Below are 16,234 nucleotides of genomic sequence, written 5' to 3'. Positions count from 1 at the left end.
CAATGCCCGTGCGGACGTCGTTTTACAGGTAAAAGGAAATCACTTCCATCAGGCTTTCCGCTGCATCATGATACACTTCATTATGGCCTTTCAGCTTAAACTCCATATCCTGCATGGTGTCGATGGTAGACACATCACCGCCCAGCCGGTCAATGATGCCGAATACCTGCATGCGGCTGTACAGGAACAGGCGGCAGTTCAACATCCTTTCGAATGATGAAATGCTGCGGCGGTAGGCGGGCGCCAGCTCCGGCGACACATCCTCGTAAGGCAGCGCGAAATCCATCAGCACCAGGTTGGTACGGTTGCGCGTGCGGAAACGCCGCATGATGTCGTAAAACTTTTCCTGCGTGATGTAATGGATGATGCCTTCGAATACGAGAATTGTGGGCACATCTTTATCGTAACCCGAAGCAACCAGGCATTCCGGAGGTGCTGCGGATCGGTAATGTCGCAGTGCACCAGGTGCAGGTTGTTGGCCTCCGGGGCTATTTTTCGATACACAAGGTCCTTTTCCGCGAGGTGCGCTGTATCCACCTCAAAAATACGCGCAATATCACCGCCGTACCGTTCGAGCAGCTGCAGGCCGAGCGGATCGAGCCCTGCGCCGAGAATCACGATCTGCACGGGCTCACTGTCCGGTAAATATGCATCGGCCAGGAACCGCAGGTACTGTTTGCGAAATTGAATAACGTGGGAAAGACTGGGCAGCGCACCCAGTTTTTCGGCCATGGGCTGGATGGCTGACAAATCGAGGCTGGACATATAATCGCAGGCAATGCCTTCATTAAATATGTCGCGTGCCTGGTACAGCACCAGGGCGGCAGTTGGGGCTACCTGCACCTTTTGATCGAGGAGTTCCATAGACGTGTCTTTTTTGGGTTAAACCGGGATATTGAAGTTAAGCTATGGAACTGCATTGCGCATGCGCTACTTTCCCGCGTTCAAATAGGATTGGATAGAATTCACATAATTCTCAAACGCCGCTACTCCTTTCGGCGTAATCTTACAAATAGTTTGCGGATAATTATCTTTGAACTGTTTTACCACCTCGATGTACTCGACTTCTTTGAGTTTGTTGATCTGTACACTGAGATTGCCTGCGGTTGCATTCGTCTTTTCCTTGAGAAAAGTGAATTCGGCCTCTTTCACGCTGATGAGTACAGACATGATCGCCAGCCGTAACTGTGAATGCAAAACGGGATCCAGTTCTTTAAAATCCATCATAACACCTTTTCACTTTGTTGCTGCTTTTTCCAGGCCGCTCTTAACACATACCCGGGAATGAGATAGCCGGCAAACACGGCTAGCGCGGTGAGCGACATCACATATAATAACTTCACGAGCAATAACGACGCCAGGCAACAGGTCCAGGTTATTATTGCCCCCACGATCAGGGCGCGCAGCTTCATGGAAACGCCCATCACGTACATCATCAATCCGTATAACATCAACAGGAACGCAAACGCATAATTGGTGGGCACACTGCCAAAGTTCATGGAAAAGATCACGATAAAGACGCAAATGTAAAACCCTCTCGCAAAATTGCGGAACAAATCGCCCATATATGTTTTAACCGGCCCGCGCTTTTTGGGTCTTACAAGGTTCACGATCAGCACTACCACACATCCCAGCATAAAAATATTCCAGGGCAGAAAAGGTGATGCATAATCGGTGTAAATCAGCACTACGGAAGCTACCGCAGACACAAACAGCGCCCAGCCCCAAAACAGGAAACCGTCGCCGTTCATAGCCATCCCTTCGCGGGCAGAGCCGATCATCGACTGTATCAGTTGAAGGCTTTCTTCGCCGCTCATGTTTTTTTCTTCGTCTGTAAACATGTTATCCATTTTTTTTCTGCTTTACTTCCAGGTGTAATAAATAGCCCGGTAAAAAATAACCGAACAACGTAACCGCGGCAACGGTCAGCAGCGTATTGCCATAATCGAACACGTGGAATGCCAGCAGGCTGCCTATCCAGTTTAATATCGCGCCAAAAACAAAGGGCCGAAATTTAAAAAAATACGACCTGAAATAAACATCCACAAGCCGTACAGCATCATTATTACTCCCAGGCCATTTTTATACCCCAGTGCTGAAAAGGAAAAAACAATGATGAGGAGGGAAATAAGGAAGGCCATCAATACCGAAAGAAAAATTTCCATCGATACGATTTTAACGCCGTACTTAGTACGGCAACGGCGCCGGCGTTCCGCGGTTATAATGCCCCCAGCGGCATCAACACCATCCAGCCAAGCCAGTGGTAAGGCATGTGCAACTTCAGAAGTGCATATTGGATCAGCGCGGCTGCGCTTACCAGCAGTCCCCATAACATATATTCAAATCCATCGTTGAGCACGCGCTCCTTCACCTGCGCAATGGTTTGCGTGATGACGCGAAGACTGTCTTCGTAAGAAAAATTTTCCTGCTCCATAATGGAAGATTTATAACGGCTGATGAATATACAGTTTAATGATGGTAAAACCGACACATCAGCCGTTGTGGTATCTTAGTTGCCGATTTTACTTAACAATGACTGCGTATACTCTTTGCCCCAGTTAGGCGCAATCTTACTTTCCGGTTTAAAGCTCTCGAATTTTTTGAGCGACAGTTCAAACATCTCTTTTGCTTTTTCTTTGCTGCCACCAAATTGCTCCGGTGTGTAGTAAAGTGTTTGTCCCTGCAACAAATATACGCGGGGGTTTTCGGGGTTAAACTTCTTAGCATCCGCCAGGTAAGCGCTGGAAACCGGGCTAAACTTGCGGCCGCGGGTCATGGGATCAACATTGATGCGCGCGGTAGTGATCAGCGACTGCACACAGGCAATTTCAGAATTGTCTTTGCTTAATGCACTAGCTTTGTTGATGTTCTTTTCTGCCTGATCGGCCAGTTCATCAATTTGTGCGCCCTGTGCGCTGAGCGCCTGCATTACGCGGCAGTAGGCAGCGTAATAATACGGTAGCCACTGTGTTTTTCGGCTTCCGCAATACGTTCGAAAGTATTGGCAGTGGCGGCCAAGTCGCCGTTTGACCCTTGCGACTTGTACATTTCGCCAATCTGTTTTTCCATGGCTTCGTTGTACTGCGCGCTTTGCGCATTAGCGGCCGTTGCAGCTAATGAAAGAGAGAAGAGAAAAAAGAAGATGCGTTTCATCTGGTGATTATTTATTTGTTGTTAATAAAATAGATGACTTAGTTATTATCAATTACCTCCTGGCGCCTGTCGGTACCAAAGCTCATAAACATGCCCACGAAGAAGAAGCTCGGCGTCATGGGACGGATCGCATCGCGGCGTAATCCGTCGCTCGAATAGCGGTAACCGTACAGTTGTTTCTGGCCGGCTACGTTGGAGACAGACAGTACAAATACGGTGAACGCTTTACCAACCGTGGTAAGATAGTTCGCTGTGACCCCAAGCGTGTTGAACGTCTTCGTACGATCGCTCATAAACTCGCTGACCGGACGATTCGGATTGTAGTACGGACGGCCTGTCGCGAAGCTGTAGGTAACACCCACGTTCGTTGAAATTTTGCTGAAGAACTGTTTGTACACGAACGATGCAGTGTGTTTGGCTGCAAAGTCGGGCTGCACTTCGCGCGGGTAGTTCAGGTAATCTCTTTTTGTATCAAGAAAGGAGTATGAAACCCAGTAGTCTGCGTTCTTGATGGTTTTCTTATCGCGCCAGAAAAGTTCGGCGCCACGAGCATACCCCGTACCGTTGTTATTCAATGCCGGAGCCGTTTTTACGAGATCATAATATTTTTTGTAGAATAACTCTGTACGAAGCGTATAGTTCGCAGCGCGGCGTTCGTACGTAGCAATGTAGTGCGTGGCGCGCATGTAATCCAGTCGTGGCGCTGGCGCAGGTATTGCTGTTCGGGCTTTTGGTAAAACTCTCCGTATGCCAGGGATACCTGCCCCTTATCATCCAGTTTGTACGACATCGACAGGCGCGGTGCGATATTCGCTTTATCCATCAGCGAAGTATGTTCAGCTCGTACACCTGCACGACCAACGAACTTAGGGTAAAGAAAATGTCTGCCTCCACAAAGCCCGCAGCAAAATTATCAACATAATCCAACCGGTACTGATTGTAAGCCGTGTTCTCCACCGCGTACTGGTATTCCCCGCCAAAACGCAGGCTGGAAAAGGAACCAAGACTTCTTGTAAATACCAGTCGCGCCTGCGATAAATCGGACCGGCCGCCCACATTTGCCCGTAATCCTTTGGCAATCGTATCGAGATGAATATCATCTTTATTCGTGCTGTAAGAAATACCGGCATTCATGCGCCAGTTTTTCCCAAGACTTTCTTTGTAAGTGATATTGCTGTATACGTTGTAGTTCTTCAGTTCAAAGAGTTCCTCATCGCCGGGATATTCCAGGCTTTCGCTTTTGTAACCGAAGCGGCTCCAGTTTCCGTAGAAGTAGGCTTTTAACATACCGGTTTTAGACGTCTGCCTGCGATAAGTAAACGACCCTCCGGCGATTTCCGGGTAAGTGGTAGGCTGGCGCAGGGTTTTGAATAGCTTAAAGTACGGCGTGAGATTAGTGTAATCTGCTTCCACTACGAACGAGCCCTTTTTATCCTTCGACAACTGCTCGATCGAGGCGCTGCCGCCGATGGTCATGATACCAATGGACGAAGAGGAACGAGTGGGCAGATCGTTGGACTCCAGTACCAAAGCGGAGCTGAGGCCCTGCCATATTGTGCGGAATAACCACCGCTGCTGAAGGAGGTACCTTTGAACAGGAAGGGCGAAAACCTGCCGCGGGCCGCGAAGTTGGGCATGCCGGAGTAAAATGGGTTGCGGACCATCATGCCATCGATGAACGTCTGCGTTTCGTAACCGGTGCCGCCGCGGACGAAGAGGCCTTCCTTCTCGCCCACCTGTTGCGCGCCGGGTAAAGTTTTGAGCGCTGCTACGATGTCTGCGTTCGCGCCCCCGGTCGTTACAATGTCCAGCGATTTGAGGATGGTGTTTTTCTTATCGTCGCTGGCTTCGAAACTGCCTGCCGAGATGGTCACCATTTTCAATTCGCTGACTACTTCTTTTAAACTGATGTTGATGGGCAACACTGTGCCCGGAGATTTACCGCCTGTTCAAAAGTTTTGTAGCCCATGAGGCTGGCGGATAAAAGCTGTTCGCCTTTTGCGCTTGTGGTAAACGAATAGGAACCATCAGCTGCGGTAGACGCGCCATCGTAGGTACCCTTGATGTATATATTCACGCCGGGCAAGGGCTGCTTTTTGGCATCGGTAATTTTACCGGAGATTTTGGTTTGTGCCTGTAACGCTGCGGGTAGCAACAGGAGCAACAGGCTGATGACTTTAGGGGACATAAACAGTTGTTGTTTGATGAGTCAAATATAAACTGGTTTATTTTATAAACCAAACTACTAAACAAACAGAATAATGGAACTTAAATACAAAACGGTGATAATCAGACTGAAAATTTATTTATATTTTTTATGTTGATGAAATCACATAACTACATTATTATATTTGTATCCATGTTGATCGCCCTATTATTTATATTCCTCCTGCTCTCACTCGTGGCGTTTTTTTATTTAAATAACGCGTCGGTAGAAACTATTCAGGCAAAAACGAAGGCGATCAACGAAGCGAAAGACGCCACTACCATTAGCGCAGTAACGGATACCGGGGAAACGAGAATGACAGGTATATTTATCGATGGTCAATTGAAAAAGATCATGGTTCGCTGTGATCACATCAACAAAATCGAACATACGGTCTTTTACTTCAACTATCGCCGCTACTCACAAGACCTGATTTTTGTAGAACAAATATTTACCCGGCAGAAAGATAATAGCGAGCTACTCGTTCATCACACCTGGCTGCAACCTTCAGGCAAAATACTGCGTGAAGAAACAAAGGGCAGGTTGGGTGTGATTCCGTTTACGTTGAAAACACTTAAACAACAGGCCCAACCCTATTACGACTGGTTAACGGAAATTTATAAGCGCGGATCATAACATCATCTTTTAACGATTCTCCCTTAAATTGCAACAGCGGCAAAAAGTTAACCCGCTCATCAAACCCATGAAAACATTGAAATACCTCCTGCTCTTATGCAGCCTTCTACCCATCGCCGCCTTCGCACAAGTTCCTGAAATCCGCAAAGCCGTTACCGCCATTAACAGCGACACGGGTTATCAACAGGTGCGGCTCGACAATGAATCTTACCTCGAAGAAATGACGGATCGTGGCGGCTCGCTCACCGGGTTGTATAAAAAGAATCAACTTAAAAAAATGACCAGCTGGATCGGGTATTCCAACAAGATCGTGGTAACGGAATACTATCTTCAAAATGGAAAACTCATCTTCGTGTACGAGGTGGAAAAAACGTTTCCTTATGATGAAAAGAAACAGCAGCTGGATGAAGCGCATCCCGTTAATTCTTACGAAGGCCGTTACTATTATCAAAATGGAAAAAAGATAGAAGAGAAAGTAACTGGCCAAAAGCCGCAGGGTACGGCGGAGGACTGGACGCTGATGGCAAAGGACCTTCAGCAGTTGATGGACTCACAAAAGTCCGTACAGGAAAGCGAAAAGAACTAAAAGAAAACGCTCCCATCTCGCGACGGGAGCGTTTTTTATATTGAATTACTTAAAAACTAAGCAAATCTTGGTTTCAGCTCGTTAGCCAGGGCCACCATACGATCAGTGTCGGCTTTTTCGAGACCACCTTTTTTGAAGGCAGCCAGCACGTCCGGCAGGCGAACTTCCATCTCGTGCAGGAAGGCTTCTTCGAATGCTTTAACATTTTTCAAAGGCACTTCACGCAGCAAACCTTGTGTACCCAGGAAAATGATCGCTACTTGTTTTTCCACGGTGAAAGGGCTGAACTGCGCCTGTTTCAGGATTTCCACGTTACGTGCACCACGGTCCAGGATGGATTTGGTTGCAGCATCGAGGTCACCACCGAATTTAGAGAACGCTTCCATTTCACGGTATTGTGCCTGGTCCAGTTTCAGGGTACCAGATACTTTTTTCATGGATTTGATCTGTGCGTTACCACCTACGCGGCTTACAGAGATACCTACGTTGATCGCAGGACGTACACCGGAGTTGAACAGGTTCGACTCCGGAAGATCTGACCATCGGTGATGGAGATCACGTTCGTCGGGATGTAAGCAGATACGTCACCAGCCTGCGTTTCGATGATCGGCAACGCTGTCAGGGAACCACCACCTTTTACCGTGTGTTTGATGGAATCCGGGCAGTCGTTCATTTCACGTGCGATTTCATCTTTAGCAATGATTTTCGCAGCGCGCTCGAGCAAACGGCTGTGCAGGTAGAATACGTCACCGTGGATATGCTTCGCGGCCGGGAGGACGACGGAGCAGCAGGGACACCTCACGGTAAGCAACGGCCTGTTTAGACAGGTCATCATATACGATCAGGGCAGGACGGCCGGTATCACGGAAGAACTCACCGATCGCAGCGCCGGAAAGCGGAGCATAGAACTGGAGAGGCGCCGGATCAGCGGCAGATGCTGCTACGATGGTAGTGTAAGCCATTGCACCATTTTCCTGCAGGGTTTTCATAACGCCTGCAATGGTAGAAGCTTTCTGACCAATCGCAACATATATACAGTATACAGGTTTACCTGCGTCGTAGAATTCTTTCTGGTTAATGATCGTGTCGATACAGATCGCGGTTTTACCGATCTGACGGTCACCGATCACCAGCTCACGCTGGCCACGGCCGATGGGAATCATCGCGTCGATCGCTTTGATACCGGTCTGCAGCGGTTCTTTAACGGGCTCGCGGTAGATTACACCAGGAGCTTTACGTTCGATAGGCATTTCGTACAGTTCGCCTGTGATAGGACCTTTACCATCGATCGGCTGACCGAGGGTGTTGATCACACGACCTACCAGACCTTCGCCCACTTTGATGGATGCGATCTGGCCGGTACGACGCACTTTCGCGCCTTCCCTGATATCGCCCTGATCACCCATCAATACCACACCCACGTTATCTTCCTCCAGGTTCAGTGCGATGGCTTTTACGCCATTTTCAAATTCAACCAGTTCGCCGGCGCGAACATTGTTTAATCCGTACACGCGGGCAATACCATCACCCACTTGCAGCACTGATCCTACTTCTTCCAGCTCCGCAGAGGCGTTGAAGTTGCTCAGTTGCTGGCGTAATATCGCCGAAATTTCATCGGGTTTAATACCTACCATAATTATAAACTTTAAAAAACGTCGTTGTTAAGATTAACTAAAATAACGACAACAGCTTGCGGCTACGCAGCGACTGTTGTAAAAATTTTATCGGATATCGGACACGTAAATGTTCGACAAAAATTGCTTTTTGATATCATTCAGATCACGCAGAATAGAAGCATCGAACAGCTGGTCGCCTGTTTCCAACATAAAGCCGCCGATCAGTTCGGGGTTTACACTGGTTTCCATGGTAACCTTGCGGCCTGCGCTCTGTTCCGCTTTTGTGCGGATGGCATCCAGCGTTTCTGCAGCAACGGGAACAGCTGTGGTAATTTTTACAGTAGTGATGTTTTTGATTACATTGTACTGCTTAATCACTTCTACGGCTACCTGCGGCAGGGCGGCTTCCCTTCCTTTAAGCGTGATCAGATTTACAAAACTTGCAGTGATACCGCTGATTTTACCCTCCAGCACCGCCGTAAGGATCTTCGCCTTTTTATCAGCTTTGATAATAGGGCTGTTCAGCAAAGCCACCACATCTGGGTTGCTTTTGAAGATCGCTTTCAACAGTTGCATATCGGTATGCACTGCATCCAGTTCATTTTTTCAACGGCCAGGTCCACTAATGATTTCGCGTACCTGGATGCTAAGCGGGGATTTTGCATATTGTTGTATTCTGCTAAGAATTAGTTCAGTTTAATGTCTCCTGCCAGCTCTTTGATGTAAGCTTCCTGTGCTGCCTGGGCGCCCAGTTCTTTGCGCAGTACTTTCTCCGCTACTTCAACCGCCAGTTTACCCACCTGGTTTTTTACATCGGTAAGGGCTGCCAGTTTCTGGTTTTCGATAGCGTTATAAGCTTCGGTGATGATCTTTTTCGCTTCCGCCTGTGCTTGCGCTTTGGCTTCGCTGATGATCTGATCTTTCGCTTCTTTCGCTTCTTTCAGGATCTTGCTCCGCTCGGCTTTTGCCTCAGCCAGCACGTGTTCGTGCTCAGCTTTCATCTGCGCCATTTCGTCCTTCACGCGTTCAGCGGAAGCAATGGAATCAGCAATGGAAGTTTCCCTTTCTTTCAGGGCACCCAGGATGGGCTTCCATGCAAACTTCTTCAGGATGAGATAAAGGATGCCAAAAATGACAAATGAAAAGGTAAAGAGGCCTAACGCAGGAATTAAGATATCCATGTGCTGTTTATATTTAGAAATTTACTTTGATCATAAGACAATTACTGCATCCCTTGCCCTCTGCGCAGGATGCAGTAATTAAGATTGTTCTTACAGTACAACCGCCAGCAGACCCGCGATAACGCCGAACAGGGCAACACCCTCTACCAGCGCCGCAGCCAGGATCATGTTTGCACGGATGTCGTTTGCAGCTTCTGGTTGACGAGCGATGCTTTCCAGCGCGCTTTTACCGATGTTACCTACGCCAATACCTGCAGCGATTGCAGCGATACCAGCGCCTACAGCGCCACCAGCTTTCGCCAGGCCAGACGCTTGTTCAGCCGCCTGTAATAAAACAGTTAAAAGTGCCATAATTGATTTATGTATTTGTGAATTAAAAATGTTCGTAATTAGTGATGATGCTCTTCGTGGTGTGCACCTTCCATAGCCTGGCCTACAAACACCGCTGTGAGGTTAGCGAAGATGAACGCCTGGATAAATGCTACCAGCAATTCCAGCATCATCATCACCAGGTTAAAGGCGATCGAGATCGGCATGAAACCGTAACCCGCATATCTGTTCAGCGCACCAAAAATGAAAATCAAAGAGATAATGCTCAGGATGATGATGTGACCAGCCAGGATGTTTGCGAACAACCTGATCATGAGGGAGATCGGCTTAGTAAACACACCAATCAGCTCCACCGGCGCAAGAATGGGCTTCACCCAGGAAGGTACCGGCGGATTCACGATATGCCCCCAGTAATGTTTGTTTGAAGCCCAGCAGGTAGCGATGAAGCTGAACAGCGCCAGCGCAGCAGTTACCGCGATGTTGCCGGTTACGTTCGCAGAACCGGGCAGCAGGCCAAACAGGTTATTAATTAATACAAAGAAGAAAATAGTCAGAATAAAGGGAGTGAAACGCTCGCCACGGGGACCGGGAATATTCGGTAAAGCTACCTCGTCACGGATAAAGATGATCACCGGCTCAACCAGGCTCTGGAAACCCTTAGGAGCAGATTTCACACCGCGTGTCTTGTAAGCGTTCGCCACACCTACCATCAGGAACACCAGCAACAGCGTGGCGATCAGCATGGCAGTAATGTTTTTGGTCATGGACCAGTCCTGGATTTTAGCACCGGTAGGAACGCCCTGGGCGTCTACTTCAATGATTTTACCAGCTGAGTATTGGGAAGCATCCAGGTGATGCTCATGTATATAGTGGTCGTCCAGCAGGCGGTAACCTTCGTAAGTGGCATGGCCATGTTCGAATTTGCTGGAGCTGAACGAGGTGAAACCACGTTCAGGGTGATAAATAATTACAGGCAACGGAATAGTCGCGTGGAAATCGCCGATGCTGAAAAAATGCCAGTCGTGGGCATCTTTTACGTGACCGAGAATCACTTCTTTGGCGTCAAAACCTTTCTTTCCTTCATGCGCATCATGGCCTGGCTCGCTCGCCAAAGCTTCTGCATGCGCGGTAGTCGTATCATGTGACGAATGTTGGGCCAGAACGGGGGACGCTCCTGCCATGCAAAATGCCACTATAAGGGCTACCAGAGTATATTTGGACTTGATAAAAGAAATCACCGCTTTCTGAAATTTTGCGCAAAGATATGCGATTTTAGATCATTTTAAACCCAGCTTATAAAAAAAAAGGGGCATACTGCTGTAATTCTGTAAATATCAAATGTTTAACCCGGAAAATCAAGCTGATTAAAATCAGTTTTTACGATCGATTTCCTAGTTAGAAACATGTGCAATTTTTACATATGATGTTTAACGGCAAATTCACCTATTATTCGGGGTCCTGACTGCGCTAAATCTCGCTTTCTTCCTTTTTGAACTGCATCATATATAGTTTATGATAAAAACCTTCGAGTTGCAACAGTTCATCATGGTTACCCATTTCTTTAATTTCGCCCTTATCCAGCACGATAATTTTGTCCGCCTTGCTGATGGTAGACAGCCGGTGCGCAATCACAATAGCTGTACGGTCCGCAATCAGCTTGTCGATCGCATGCTGGATCAGCATTTCCGATTCGGTATCCACGGAAGACGTCGCCTCGTCCAGGATCAGGATCGCCGGATCGTACAACAGCGCACGGATAAACGAAATGAGCTGGCGCTGCCCCAGCGATAAGGTACTCCCCGCTCCATTACCTGGTAGTCGTAGCCACCCGGTAGTTGCATGATAAAATCGTGCACCCCTATCAGTTTGGCGGCATCCTCTACCTGTTGGCGACTGATAGCGGGGTTACGAAGGGTAATATTTTCATAAATGGAACCGGAAAACAGGAACACATCCTGCAATACCACACCTATACGGCTGCGCAGGGCATCCAGTTTATAATCCGGCAGGGGAATGCCATCAATCCGGATCGCCCCCTGCTGTATTTCATACAACCTGTTCAGGATACTGATAATCGTCGTTTTCCCTGAACCCGTGTGCCCTACAATAGCCACCGTTTGCCCCGGCTGCACATCAAAATGAATATCTTTTAACACGTACCGGTCGTCTTTATAGGCAAACCACACATGGTCAAAGGTGAGCGCACCCTTCATGTTTTCCGCGGTCTGCGTTCCGTTATCCGGAATAAACTCGTTGCTATCCAGCACTTTAAACACCCTTTCGCTGGCCACCATGCCCATTTGCAGGGTATTAAATTTATCGGCCAGGATGCGTAAAGGGCGGAACAGCATATTCAGGTACATGATGAATGCGATCATCACCCCCTGCGTTACCTCGAAGTTCAGCACCTTATTGGCGCCCCACCACACCATTAACCCCAAGGAAATAGCCAGGATGATCTCTACAATCGGGAAAAACACGGAGTAAGCGAAAATAGCGTCTACGTTTGCCTTACGGTGATCTTTATTGATCGTGCGAAACTTACCGTACTCCCGGTTTTCCGCAGAAAACGCCTGTACCACCACCATGCCCGTCAGGTGTTCCTGCACAAAAGCGTTCAGTGCCGACACCGCGTTCCTCACTCTGTGAAATGATTTGTTCACACTTTCTTTAAAAATGTAAGTAGCGAAAATAAGCACAGGGAAAGGGGAAAGACTGATCAGCGTTAAGCGCCAGTCCTCGTAAAACATCACGCCCAGGATGGCGACGATCATCAGCAGATCGGCTACGATGGAAATAATGCCCTCGGAAAAGATGTCGTTGATTGCCTCAATATCGTTGATGGTACGTGTAGTAAGGGTACCAATCGGGGTTTTATCGAAATAAGCCAGGTCCAGCCGCACCACTTTTTTGTACACCGCTACGCGCATGTCCTTGATCACGGATTGTCCCAGCCAGTTGGTGAGATACGAAAAGAAGAACCTTACGACTGTTTCCACCAGCAACAACGCCACCTGCACAACGGTAACGATCACTAGCATGCGCATCAGGTCGTTGGCGATGTATTTGTCTACCGACAACTGGATAAGGTAAGGGCGCACGGGCGATAACACCGCCAGCAACACCGTCAGGAACATCGAAAAGTAAAATGAACGCCTGTATGGGCGGGCGAATGTAAATACCCTCCTTAACAAACCAGAATCAAAAACCTTCTTCTTAACCGCAGTATTCTCCAAGCTATCTTCAGATTACGTATTCAACAATAAAAAGTGGTTTACAAACCTACTGCTTTTTGGGCAAAATGCGTGTTGGCTGGTATAAACGGCAAGGGGAGCGCGATGCGCTCCCCTTGTATTGTTACTTGTTATCTTTCATGATTTGCCGGTAGGCCTTGATGAAAATGGCCCCCAGGTTTTTATGCGGCGGCACGTAATCATCGAACAAAGGTTTGTTACGGGCATCGCCGGCAAATTTCTTGCTGAGGGAAGCCCACATGTTCACCCAGTCCACATTTTTACCCGCACGTACCTGGTCTTCCAGGCTGCGGATAATCGGCTCGTTCACCCAGCGCGTACCTACCTGTTTAGAGGAAATGATATGTGCTTCCGGCGCTTTCTCCAGCACCACCGCCAGGTTATGATAACCACCGCAGGACCCCAGCACTACAATGCGTGCGGTGCTTTGCAGGTTGTCAAGCGTGGTGTTTACGTGGTAACTGTGACCGCGGTGAATAAAGATCGTCGGGTGAATGCCTTTTTCATCGAGGTAAGCGGACAATTTCGAAATCGCCTCTTTATCGCCCGGTTCATCAATCGGGTTATTAGCGAAAATGGTCGTAGGCTTACCTTTTATAGAGGAGATCGTCGTCCAGCTCGTGTTCTTGCTCACTTTCCAGTCAGAAGACGGGAAATTGCCCATGAAGCTCGCGTAGGAATCCTGTCCGTCTTTATCCCCGTAAAAAAACACCTGCTGGTAAATGCGGCCGCTGTCGTTCAACAACGTATTGAATTCCACGTAGTTAATCGGCGGCAACTGCAGTTTCGCGGACATCTGCCGCGCCCAGGCCGAATCGGTGTTCTTGCCTTCCGGCGCAAACAGGCTGCCCAGCAATTCATAAATCACGATGCCGCGCTGGTCGTTCTTCCGCTTTACGTAGTTGAAGTTCGACTGCACTTCGGAGCGCAAAAACGCCATCAGTTTCTCATCACGAATACTGCCAAAGGAGTTGGCCACGTCCACCGCATCTTCCGGGTCTTCGGTTTTTTCCAGGTTGCTCACGAATTTCTTCATGAGATAAGTGGAATTCTCCGAAGCCATAGACTTCAGGAAGTTGTCGAGGGTATTGAAACCGGCCGCCATGGCCAGGAATTTCTTAAAACGATCGAAGCTCACCAGCAGCAGCAGACTGTCGCCCCGCGGGGGCTTCATGCGCGCCATCATCTGGTCGTACAGGCCCGCACCGGCATGGTTGGTATAACTGGAAGTATACAGTTCTTCCTGTCCGTTTACGATCAGGTAGTACAGCTCTTCCGGGGAAAAATCCTTTACAATGCGGAAGCGAACCGGGGCAGACTCCTCATGGAGGTCATTGATCTCGCGGATATAACGCAGCGATTTCGCCCTCATGTTGTCGTTCATCGCTTTCAGGCCGAGGATGGTTTCTCCGTCTACCTTACGTTTCTGAAGCTGGATGGTAGTTTTCACCATCTGGCGGAAATACTGGTCATCATTTTCCACCGATTTTTCCAGGTCGCTCACCGTGGCGCGGCCGGCGAGAATTTCATCAATAAAAGGAAGTATTTTAATAGACTTAGACCTGCCGATGCTTACAATGGTTTGCACCAACGCATCTTTATTACGGCGGATAGCATTGGCCGTGGGGGTGTATGAAGTGGCGTAGGTGAGCACCTGGTTAGGGTTTAGCCTGGCCACAGCGGCAATAATGGAATCGGTCATCGGGTAATCAAGGTAGGGCCCCAGTTTGGGCATGATCGTTTCCGTGTTATCGAAGGCATATTTCGAAAACAACTCCATCCTGGCTTCTTTGTAGCCGGGATTATCCTGAAAAGGCTCGATCAGGCGTTCACCTGCCTCGAAAGACAGGGATTTTATGTAGGGCAAAATACTTTTACCCGCCACGTCGGCCTTCATCATGTTCTGGTAAGCGGCTACCATGGCAGGCGCTTCCTCGGGATGAATACGGCCGTAAGCCCGTTTGGTATTGTAATCGCGCAATACCTGGTGCATGCCGGACAGGTATTTAACCTTCAGGCGATGATCCATGGCGGAATCGCGTTCTATATCTACCTGTATAGCGTCTACCTGTTTAATCAACGCATTGGTCACCTGCAGATTCAGGCTCCTATCGTCCGAAACTTTTACCACATCAGGCTTAGCTTCTCCTTTGGCGCCAAATTTCAACGCCGCCGCCTGTTCCTTGTCGATGTTATCGTGGAACCCCGGCGACCAATCGGTATCTGCAAACCACTGCTGCCATTTCCATTTTGTGCATATAACCAACCACTTTGAACTACTCCCAAAGCTATGATTATCAATAATTTTCTCATTAAGATTGATTTACGCTCTCAGCTATACTGCAAATTTACGACCAAATTTAACCCCGTCAAAGTTGAGCGTCCGCTGCACTGAAAAAACGACAGACGTCCCGGAAGTGGGAAAAAGAGCGGGAATCGGGGCATCAATTTTTTCCGTAACTTGCTGTTTATAAAGCGCTTGCATCGATGCTTCAATTTAACAATTACATAATGTTAACTTTCCATTAATCACGGCCAGTCCTGATTAATTTTGCAGCGTCTTTTAAAACATAAAAGTTTATGATGATGGACCAAGCGGCAGCCGGAAAGATATTGGTAGTGGACGATGAGACGGACATCCTTGAAATTATCAGCTACAACCTGAGAAGTGCGGGGTATGATACGGTAGTTGCCAAGGATGGGAGCGAAGCTATTCAGAAGGCGAAAATTTTCCGCCCCGACCTGATTATGCTGGATATCATGATGCCCAACAAAAATGGCATCGACACCTGTCGCGACCTCAGAAAACTACCCGAATTCAAAGATACCATGATCCTGTTCCTTACCGCGCTGAACGACGAAAAGTCGGAAATCGAAGGACTCAACATGGGCGCAGATGACTATATCGCCAAACCCATCAAGCCGAAATTGCTGGTCAGCCGTATCAACGCCCTGTTCCGCAGGCTTTACAAAGAGGAAGAAACCAAATTGCTCCTCGGCGACCTGACCATTGACCGCGAAAAGTTTGCAGTAACCTATAAAGACCAGAAATTGTACTGGCTAAAAAGGAATTCGAACTGCTGCAGCTGCTGGCTTCCAAACCCGGCCGCGTATTTCTCCGCAACGAAATCCTGAATCAGGTATGGGGTACAGAGGTGATCGTGGGCGACCGCACCATCGATGTACACATTCGCAAAATCCGCCAGAAAATCGGTATCGACCTGATAACTACCGTAAAAGGAGTAGGTTACAAATTTGAGATGTAATACTTG

At 48.3% G+C, this 16,234-nt stretch carries 26 protein-coding genes; 4 read left to right on the top strand and 22 right to left on the bottom strand.

What is annotated here, in order from left to right; genetic code table 11:
* Positions 1-22: 22 nt before the first annotated feature.
* The 12 genes from MKQ70_RS31055 to MKQ70_RS31000 form a co-directional block, all read right to left on the bottom strand.
* The gene (locus MKQ70_RS31055; protein WP_248078404.1) at positions 23-328 is read right to left on the bottom strand and encodes a hypothetical protein; all 306 of its coding nucleotides are present in this window, start codon (positions 326-328) and stop codon (positions 23-25) included.
* Positions 286-864 (bottom strand): class I SAM-dependent methyltransferase, encoded by a 579-nt coding sequence (locus tag MKQ70_RS31050; protein ID WP_248078402.1) that lies wholly within the window; start codon positions 862-864, stop codon positions 286-288. The genes MKQ70_RS31055 and MKQ70_RS31050 overlap by 43 nt, the downstream gene beginning before the upstream one ends.
* Positions 865-930: 66 nt before the next feature.
* Positions 931-1,227: a winged helix-turn-helix domain-containing protein gene (locus MKQ70_RS31045; protein WP_248078400.1), complete on the bottom strand. Its 297-nt coding sequence runs from the start codon at positions 1,225-1,227 to the stop codon at positions 931-933.
* A complete protein-coding gene (locus MKQ70_RS31040; RefSeq protein WP_248078398.1) occupies positions 1,224-1,841 on the bottom strand; it encodes a hypothetical protein in 618 nt (205 codons plus the stop codon). Before MKQ70_RS31040 ends, MKQ70_RS31045 begins: the two co-directional genes overlap by 4 nt.
* A gap of 377 nt (positions 1,842-2,218) precedes the next feature.
* Complete coding sequence (locus MKQ70_RS31035; RefSeq protein WP_248078396.1) at positions 2,219-2,434, bottom strand: hypothetical protein; 216 nt, start codon at positions 2,432-2,434, stop codon at positions 2,219-2,221.
* A 75-nt stretch (positions 2,435-2,509) separates the two neighbouring features.
* A complete protein-coding gene (locus MKQ70_RS31030; protein WP_248078394.1) occupies positions 2,510-2,929 on the bottom strand; it encodes a hypothetical protein in 420 nt (139 codons plus the stop codon).
* The gene (locus tag MKQ70_RS31025) at positions 2,929-3,153 is read right to left on the bottom strand and encodes a hypothetical protein (protein WP_248078392.1); all 225 of its coding nucleotides are present in this window, start codon (positions 3,151-3,153) and stop codon (positions 2,929-2,931) included. The genes MKQ70_RS31030 and MKQ70_RS31025 overlap by 1 nt, the downstream gene beginning before the upstream one ends.
* Positions 3,154-3,191: 38 nt before the next feature.
* Positions 3,192-3,839: a TonB-dependent receptor gene (locus tag MKQ70_RS31020; RefSeq protein WP_372490046.1), complete on the bottom strand. Its 648-nt coding sequence runs from the start codon at positions 3,837-3,839 to the stop codon at positions 3,192-3,194.
* Entirely contained in the window at positions 3,743-3,976 is a 234-nt protein-coding gene (locus MKQ70_RS31015) for a hypothetical protein (protein WP_248078388.1), read from the bottom strand. The genes MKQ70_RS31020 and MKQ70_RS31015 overlap by 97 nt, the downstream gene beginning before the upstream one ends.
* On the bottom strand, positions 3,976-4,683 hold the full coding sequence (locus MKQ70_RS31010) for a TonB-dependent receptor (protein WP_248078386.1): 708 nt from the start codon (positions 4,681-4,683) through the stop codon (positions 3,976-3,978). The genes MKQ70_RS31015 and MKQ70_RS31010 overlap by 1 nt, the downstream gene beginning before the upstream one ends.
* Entirely contained in the window at positions 4,626-5,078 is a 453-nt protein-coding gene (locus tag MKQ70_RS31005; protein WP_248078384.1) for a TonB-dependent receptor plug domain-containing protein, read from the bottom strand. Before MKQ70_RS31005 ends, MKQ70_RS31010 begins: the two co-directional genes overlap by 58 nt.
* A complete protein-coding gene (locus MKQ70_RS31000; protein ID WP_248078382.1) occupies positions 5,054-5,341 on the bottom strand; it encodes a carboxypeptidase-like regulatory domain-containing protein in 288 nt (95 codons plus the stop codon). The genes MKQ70_RS31005 and MKQ70_RS31000 overlap by 25 nt, the downstream gene beginning before the upstream one ends.
* A gap of 129 nt (positions 5,342-5,470) precedes the next feature.
* On the opposite strand from MKQ70_RS31000, the gene MKQ70_RS30995 reads away from it, so the two are divergent.
* Both MKQ70_RS30995 and MKQ70_RS30990 read left to right on the top strand, forming a co-directional pair.
* On the top strand, positions 5,471-5,995 hold the full coding sequence (locus MKQ70_RS30995) for a hypothetical protein (protein ID WP_248078380.1): 525 nt from the start codon (positions 5,471-5,473) through the stop codon (positions 5,993-5,995).
* A 67-nt stretch (positions 5,996-6,062) separates the two neighbouring features.
* Positions 6,063-6,581 carry a hypothetical protein gene (locus tag MKQ70_RS30990; RefSeq protein WP_248078378.1) on the top strand — a complete coding sequence of 173 codons (519 nt, stop codon included), beginning with the start codon at positions 6,063-6,065 and terminating at the stop codon, positions 6,579-6,581.
* 56 nt (positions 6,582-6,637) lie between these two features.
* On the opposite strand, the gene MKQ70_RS43495 is transcribed toward MKQ70_RS30990, so the two are convergent.
* The 10 genes from MKQ70_RS43495 to MKQ70_RS30945 all read right to left on the bottom strand — a co-directional run bounded on the left by MKQ70_RS43495 (position 6,638) and on the right by MKQ70_RS30945 (position 15,228).
* Entirely contained in the window at positions 6,638-7,018 is a 381-nt protein-coding gene (locus MKQ70_RS43495) for a F0F1 ATP synthase subunit alpha (protein ID WP_248078376.1), read from the bottom strand.
* 44 nt (positions 7,019-7,062) lie between these two features.
* Positions 7,063-7,305, bottom strand: coding sequence for a hypothetical protein (locus tag MKQ70_RS43490; RefSeq protein ID WP_443657860.1), 243 nt, complete (start codon positions 7,303-7,305; stop codon positions 7,063-7,065).
* Between the two features lie 22 nt (positions 7,306-7,327).
* Positions 7,328-8,215 (bottom strand): hypothetical protein, encoded by an 888-nt coding sequence (locus MKQ70_RS43485; RefSeq protein WP_443657859.1) that lies wholly within the window; start codon positions 8,213-8,215, stop codon positions 7,328-7,330.
* An 87-nt stretch (positions 8,216-8,302) separates the two neighbouring features.
* Entirely contained in the window at positions 8,303-8,794 is a 492-nt protein-coding gene (atpH, locus tag MKQ70_RS30975) for an ATP synthase F1 subunit delta (RefSeq protein WP_282457768.1), read from the bottom strand.
* An 89-nt stretch (positions 8,795-8,883) separates the two neighbouring features.
* Entirely contained in the window at positions 8,884-9,378 is a 495-nt protein-coding gene (gene atpF, locus MKQ70_RS30970) for a F0F1 ATP synthase subunit B (RefSeq protein WP_248078372.1), read from the bottom strand.
* Between the two features lie 90 nt (positions 9,379-9,468).
* Positions 9,469-9,729 (bottom strand): ATP synthase F0 subunit C, encoded by a 261-nt coding sequence (gene atpE / locus MKQ70_RS30965; protein ID WP_248078370.1) that lies wholly within the window; start codon positions 9,727-9,729, stop codon positions 9,469-9,471.
* Positions 9,730-9,767: 38 nt separating this feature from the next.
* Entirely contained in the window at positions 9,768-10,889 is a 1,122-nt protein-coding gene (gene atpB, locus MKQ70_RS30960) for a F0F1 ATP synthase subunit A (protein WP_248078369.1), read from the bottom strand.
* A gap of 286 nt (positions 10,890-11,175) precedes the next feature.
* Entirely contained in the window at positions 11,176-11,466 is a 291-nt protein-coding gene (locus tag MKQ70_RS30955) for a hypothetical protein (RefSeq protein WP_308199575.1), read from the bottom strand.
* Positions 11,433-12,845, bottom strand: a complete 1,413-nt coding sequence (locus MKQ70_RS30950; protein ID WP_248078365.1) for an ABC transporter ATP-binding protein — start codon at positions 12,843-12,845, stop codon at positions 11,433-11,435. Before MKQ70_RS30950 ends, MKQ70_RS30955 begins: the two co-directional genes overlap by 34 nt.
* 220 nt (positions 12,846-13,065) lie before the next feature.
* Positions 13,066-15,228, bottom strand: coding sequence for a hypothetical protein (locus MKQ70_RS30945; RefSeq protein ID WP_248078363.1), 2,163 nt, complete (start codon positions 15,226-15,228; stop codon positions 13,066-13,068).
* 314 nt (positions 15,229-15,542) lie between these two features.
* On the opposite strand from MKQ70_RS30945, the gene MKQ70_RS30940 reads away from it, so the two are divergent.
* Both MKQ70_RS30940 and MKQ70_RS30935 read left to right on the top strand, forming a co-directional pair.
* Complete coding sequence (locus tag MKQ70_RS30940; protein ID WP_248078361.1) at positions 15,543-16,097, top strand: response regulator transcription factor; 555 nt, start codon at positions 15,543-15,545, stop codon at positions 16,095-16,097.
* Positions 16,013-16,228, top strand: a complete 216-nt coding sequence (locus MKQ70_RS30935; protein ID WP_308199574.1) for a winged helix-turn-helix domain-containing protein — start codon at positions 16,013-16,015, stop codon at positions 16,226-16,228. Before MKQ70_RS30940 ends, MKQ70_RS30935 begins: the two co-directional genes overlap by 85 nt.
* Positions 16,229-16,234 lie beyond the last annotated feature (6 nt).

Source organism: Chitinophaga sedimenti, from assembly GCF_023156195.1.
In the GTDB taxonomy this organism is placed as follows: domain Bacteria; phylum Bacteroidota; class Bacteroidia; order Chitinophagales; family Chitinophagaceae; genus Chitinophaga; species Chitinophaga sedimenti.
The sequence above is the reverse complement of the archived record's forward strand: the minus strand, read 5'-3'. Positions and strand labels throughout refer to the sequence as shown.

What these genes read in the sequence shown, in the direction of transcription:
- MKQ70_RS31055 (WP_248078404.1), bottom strand. Translation starts at nt 328, where the DNA reads ATGCGGCGTTTCCGCACGCGCAACCGTACCAACCTGGTGCTGATGGAT.
- MKQ70_RS31050 (WP_248078402.1), bottom strand. Translation starts at nt 864, where the DNA reads ATGGAACTCCTCGATCAAAAGGTGCAGGTAGCCCCAACTGCCGCCCTG.
- MKQ70_RS31045 (WP_248078400.1), bottom strand. Translation starts at nt 1,227, where the DNA reads ATGATGGATTTTAAAGAACTGGATCCCGTTTTGCATTCACAGTTACGG.
- MKQ70_RS31040 (WP_248078398.1), bottom strand. Translation starts at nt 1,841, where the DNA reads ATGTTTACAGACGAAGAAAAAAACATGAGCGGCGAAGAAAGCCTTCAA.
- MKQ70_RS31035 (WP_248078396.1), bottom strand. Translation starts at nt 2,434, where the DNA reads ATGGAGCAGGAAAATTTTTCTTACGAAGACAGTCTTCGCGTCATCACG.
- MKQ70_RS31030 (WP_248078394.1), bottom strand. Translation starts at nt 2,929, where the DNA reads ATGCAGGCGCTCAGCGCACAGGGCGCACAAATTGATGAACTGGCCGAT.
- MKQ70_RS31025 (WP_248078392.1), bottom strand. Translation starts at nt 3,153, where the DNA reads ATGAAACGCATCTTCTTTTTTCTCTTCTCTCTTTCATTAGCTGCAACG.
- MKQ70_RS31020 (WP_372490046.1), bottom strand. Translation starts at nt 3,839, where the DNA reads ATGCGCGCCACGCACTACATTGCTACGTACGAACGCCGCGCTGCGAAC.
- MKQ70_RS31015 (WP_248078388.1), bottom strand. Translation starts at nt 3,976, where the DNA reads ATGGATAAAGCGAATATCGCACCGCGCCTGTCGATGTCGTACAAACTG.
- MKQ70_RS31000 (WP_248078382.1), bottom strand. Translation starts at nt 5,341, where the DNA reads ATGTCCCCTAAAGTCATCAGCCTGTTGCTCCTGTTGCTACCCGCAGCG.
- MKQ70_RS30995 (WP_248078380.1), top strand. Translation starts at nt 5,471, where the DNA reads ATGTTGATGAAATCACATAACTACATTATTATATTTGTATCCATGTTG.
- MKQ70_RS30990 (WP_248078378.1), top strand. Translation starts at nt 6,063, where the DNA reads ATGAAAACATTGAAATACCTCCTGCTCTTATGCAGCCTTCTACCCATC.
- MKQ70_RS43495 (WP_248078376.1), bottom strand. Translation starts at nt 7,018, where the DNA reads ATGAAAAAAGTATCTGGTACCCTGAAACTGGACCAGGCACAATACCGT.
- MKQ70_RS43485 (WP_443657859.1), bottom strand. Translation starts at nt 8,215, where the DNA reads ATGGTAGGTATTAAACCCGATGAAATTTCGGCGATATTACGCCAGCAA.
- atpF (WP_248078372.1), bottom strand. Translation starts at nt 9,378, where the DNA reads ATGGATATCTTAATTCCTGCGTTAGGCCTCTTTACCTTTTCATTTGTC.
- atpE (WP_248078370.1), bottom strand. Translation starts at nt 9,729, where the DNA reads ATGGCACTTTTAACTGTTTTATTACAGGCGGCTGAACAAGCGTCTGGC.
- atpB (WP_248078369.1), bottom strand. Translation starts at nt 10,889, where the DNA reads ATGGCAGGAGCGTCCCCCGTTCTGGCCCAACATTCGTCACATGATACG.
- MKQ70_RS30950 (WP_248078365.1), bottom strand. Translation starts at nt 12,845, where the DNA reads ATGTTCCTGACGGTGTTGCTGGCGGTGTTATCGCCCGTGCGCCCTTAC.
- MKQ70_RS30940 (WP_248078361.1), top strand. Translation starts at nt 15,543, where the DNA reads ATGATGATGGACCAAGCGGCAGCCGGAAAGATATTGGTAGTGGACGAT.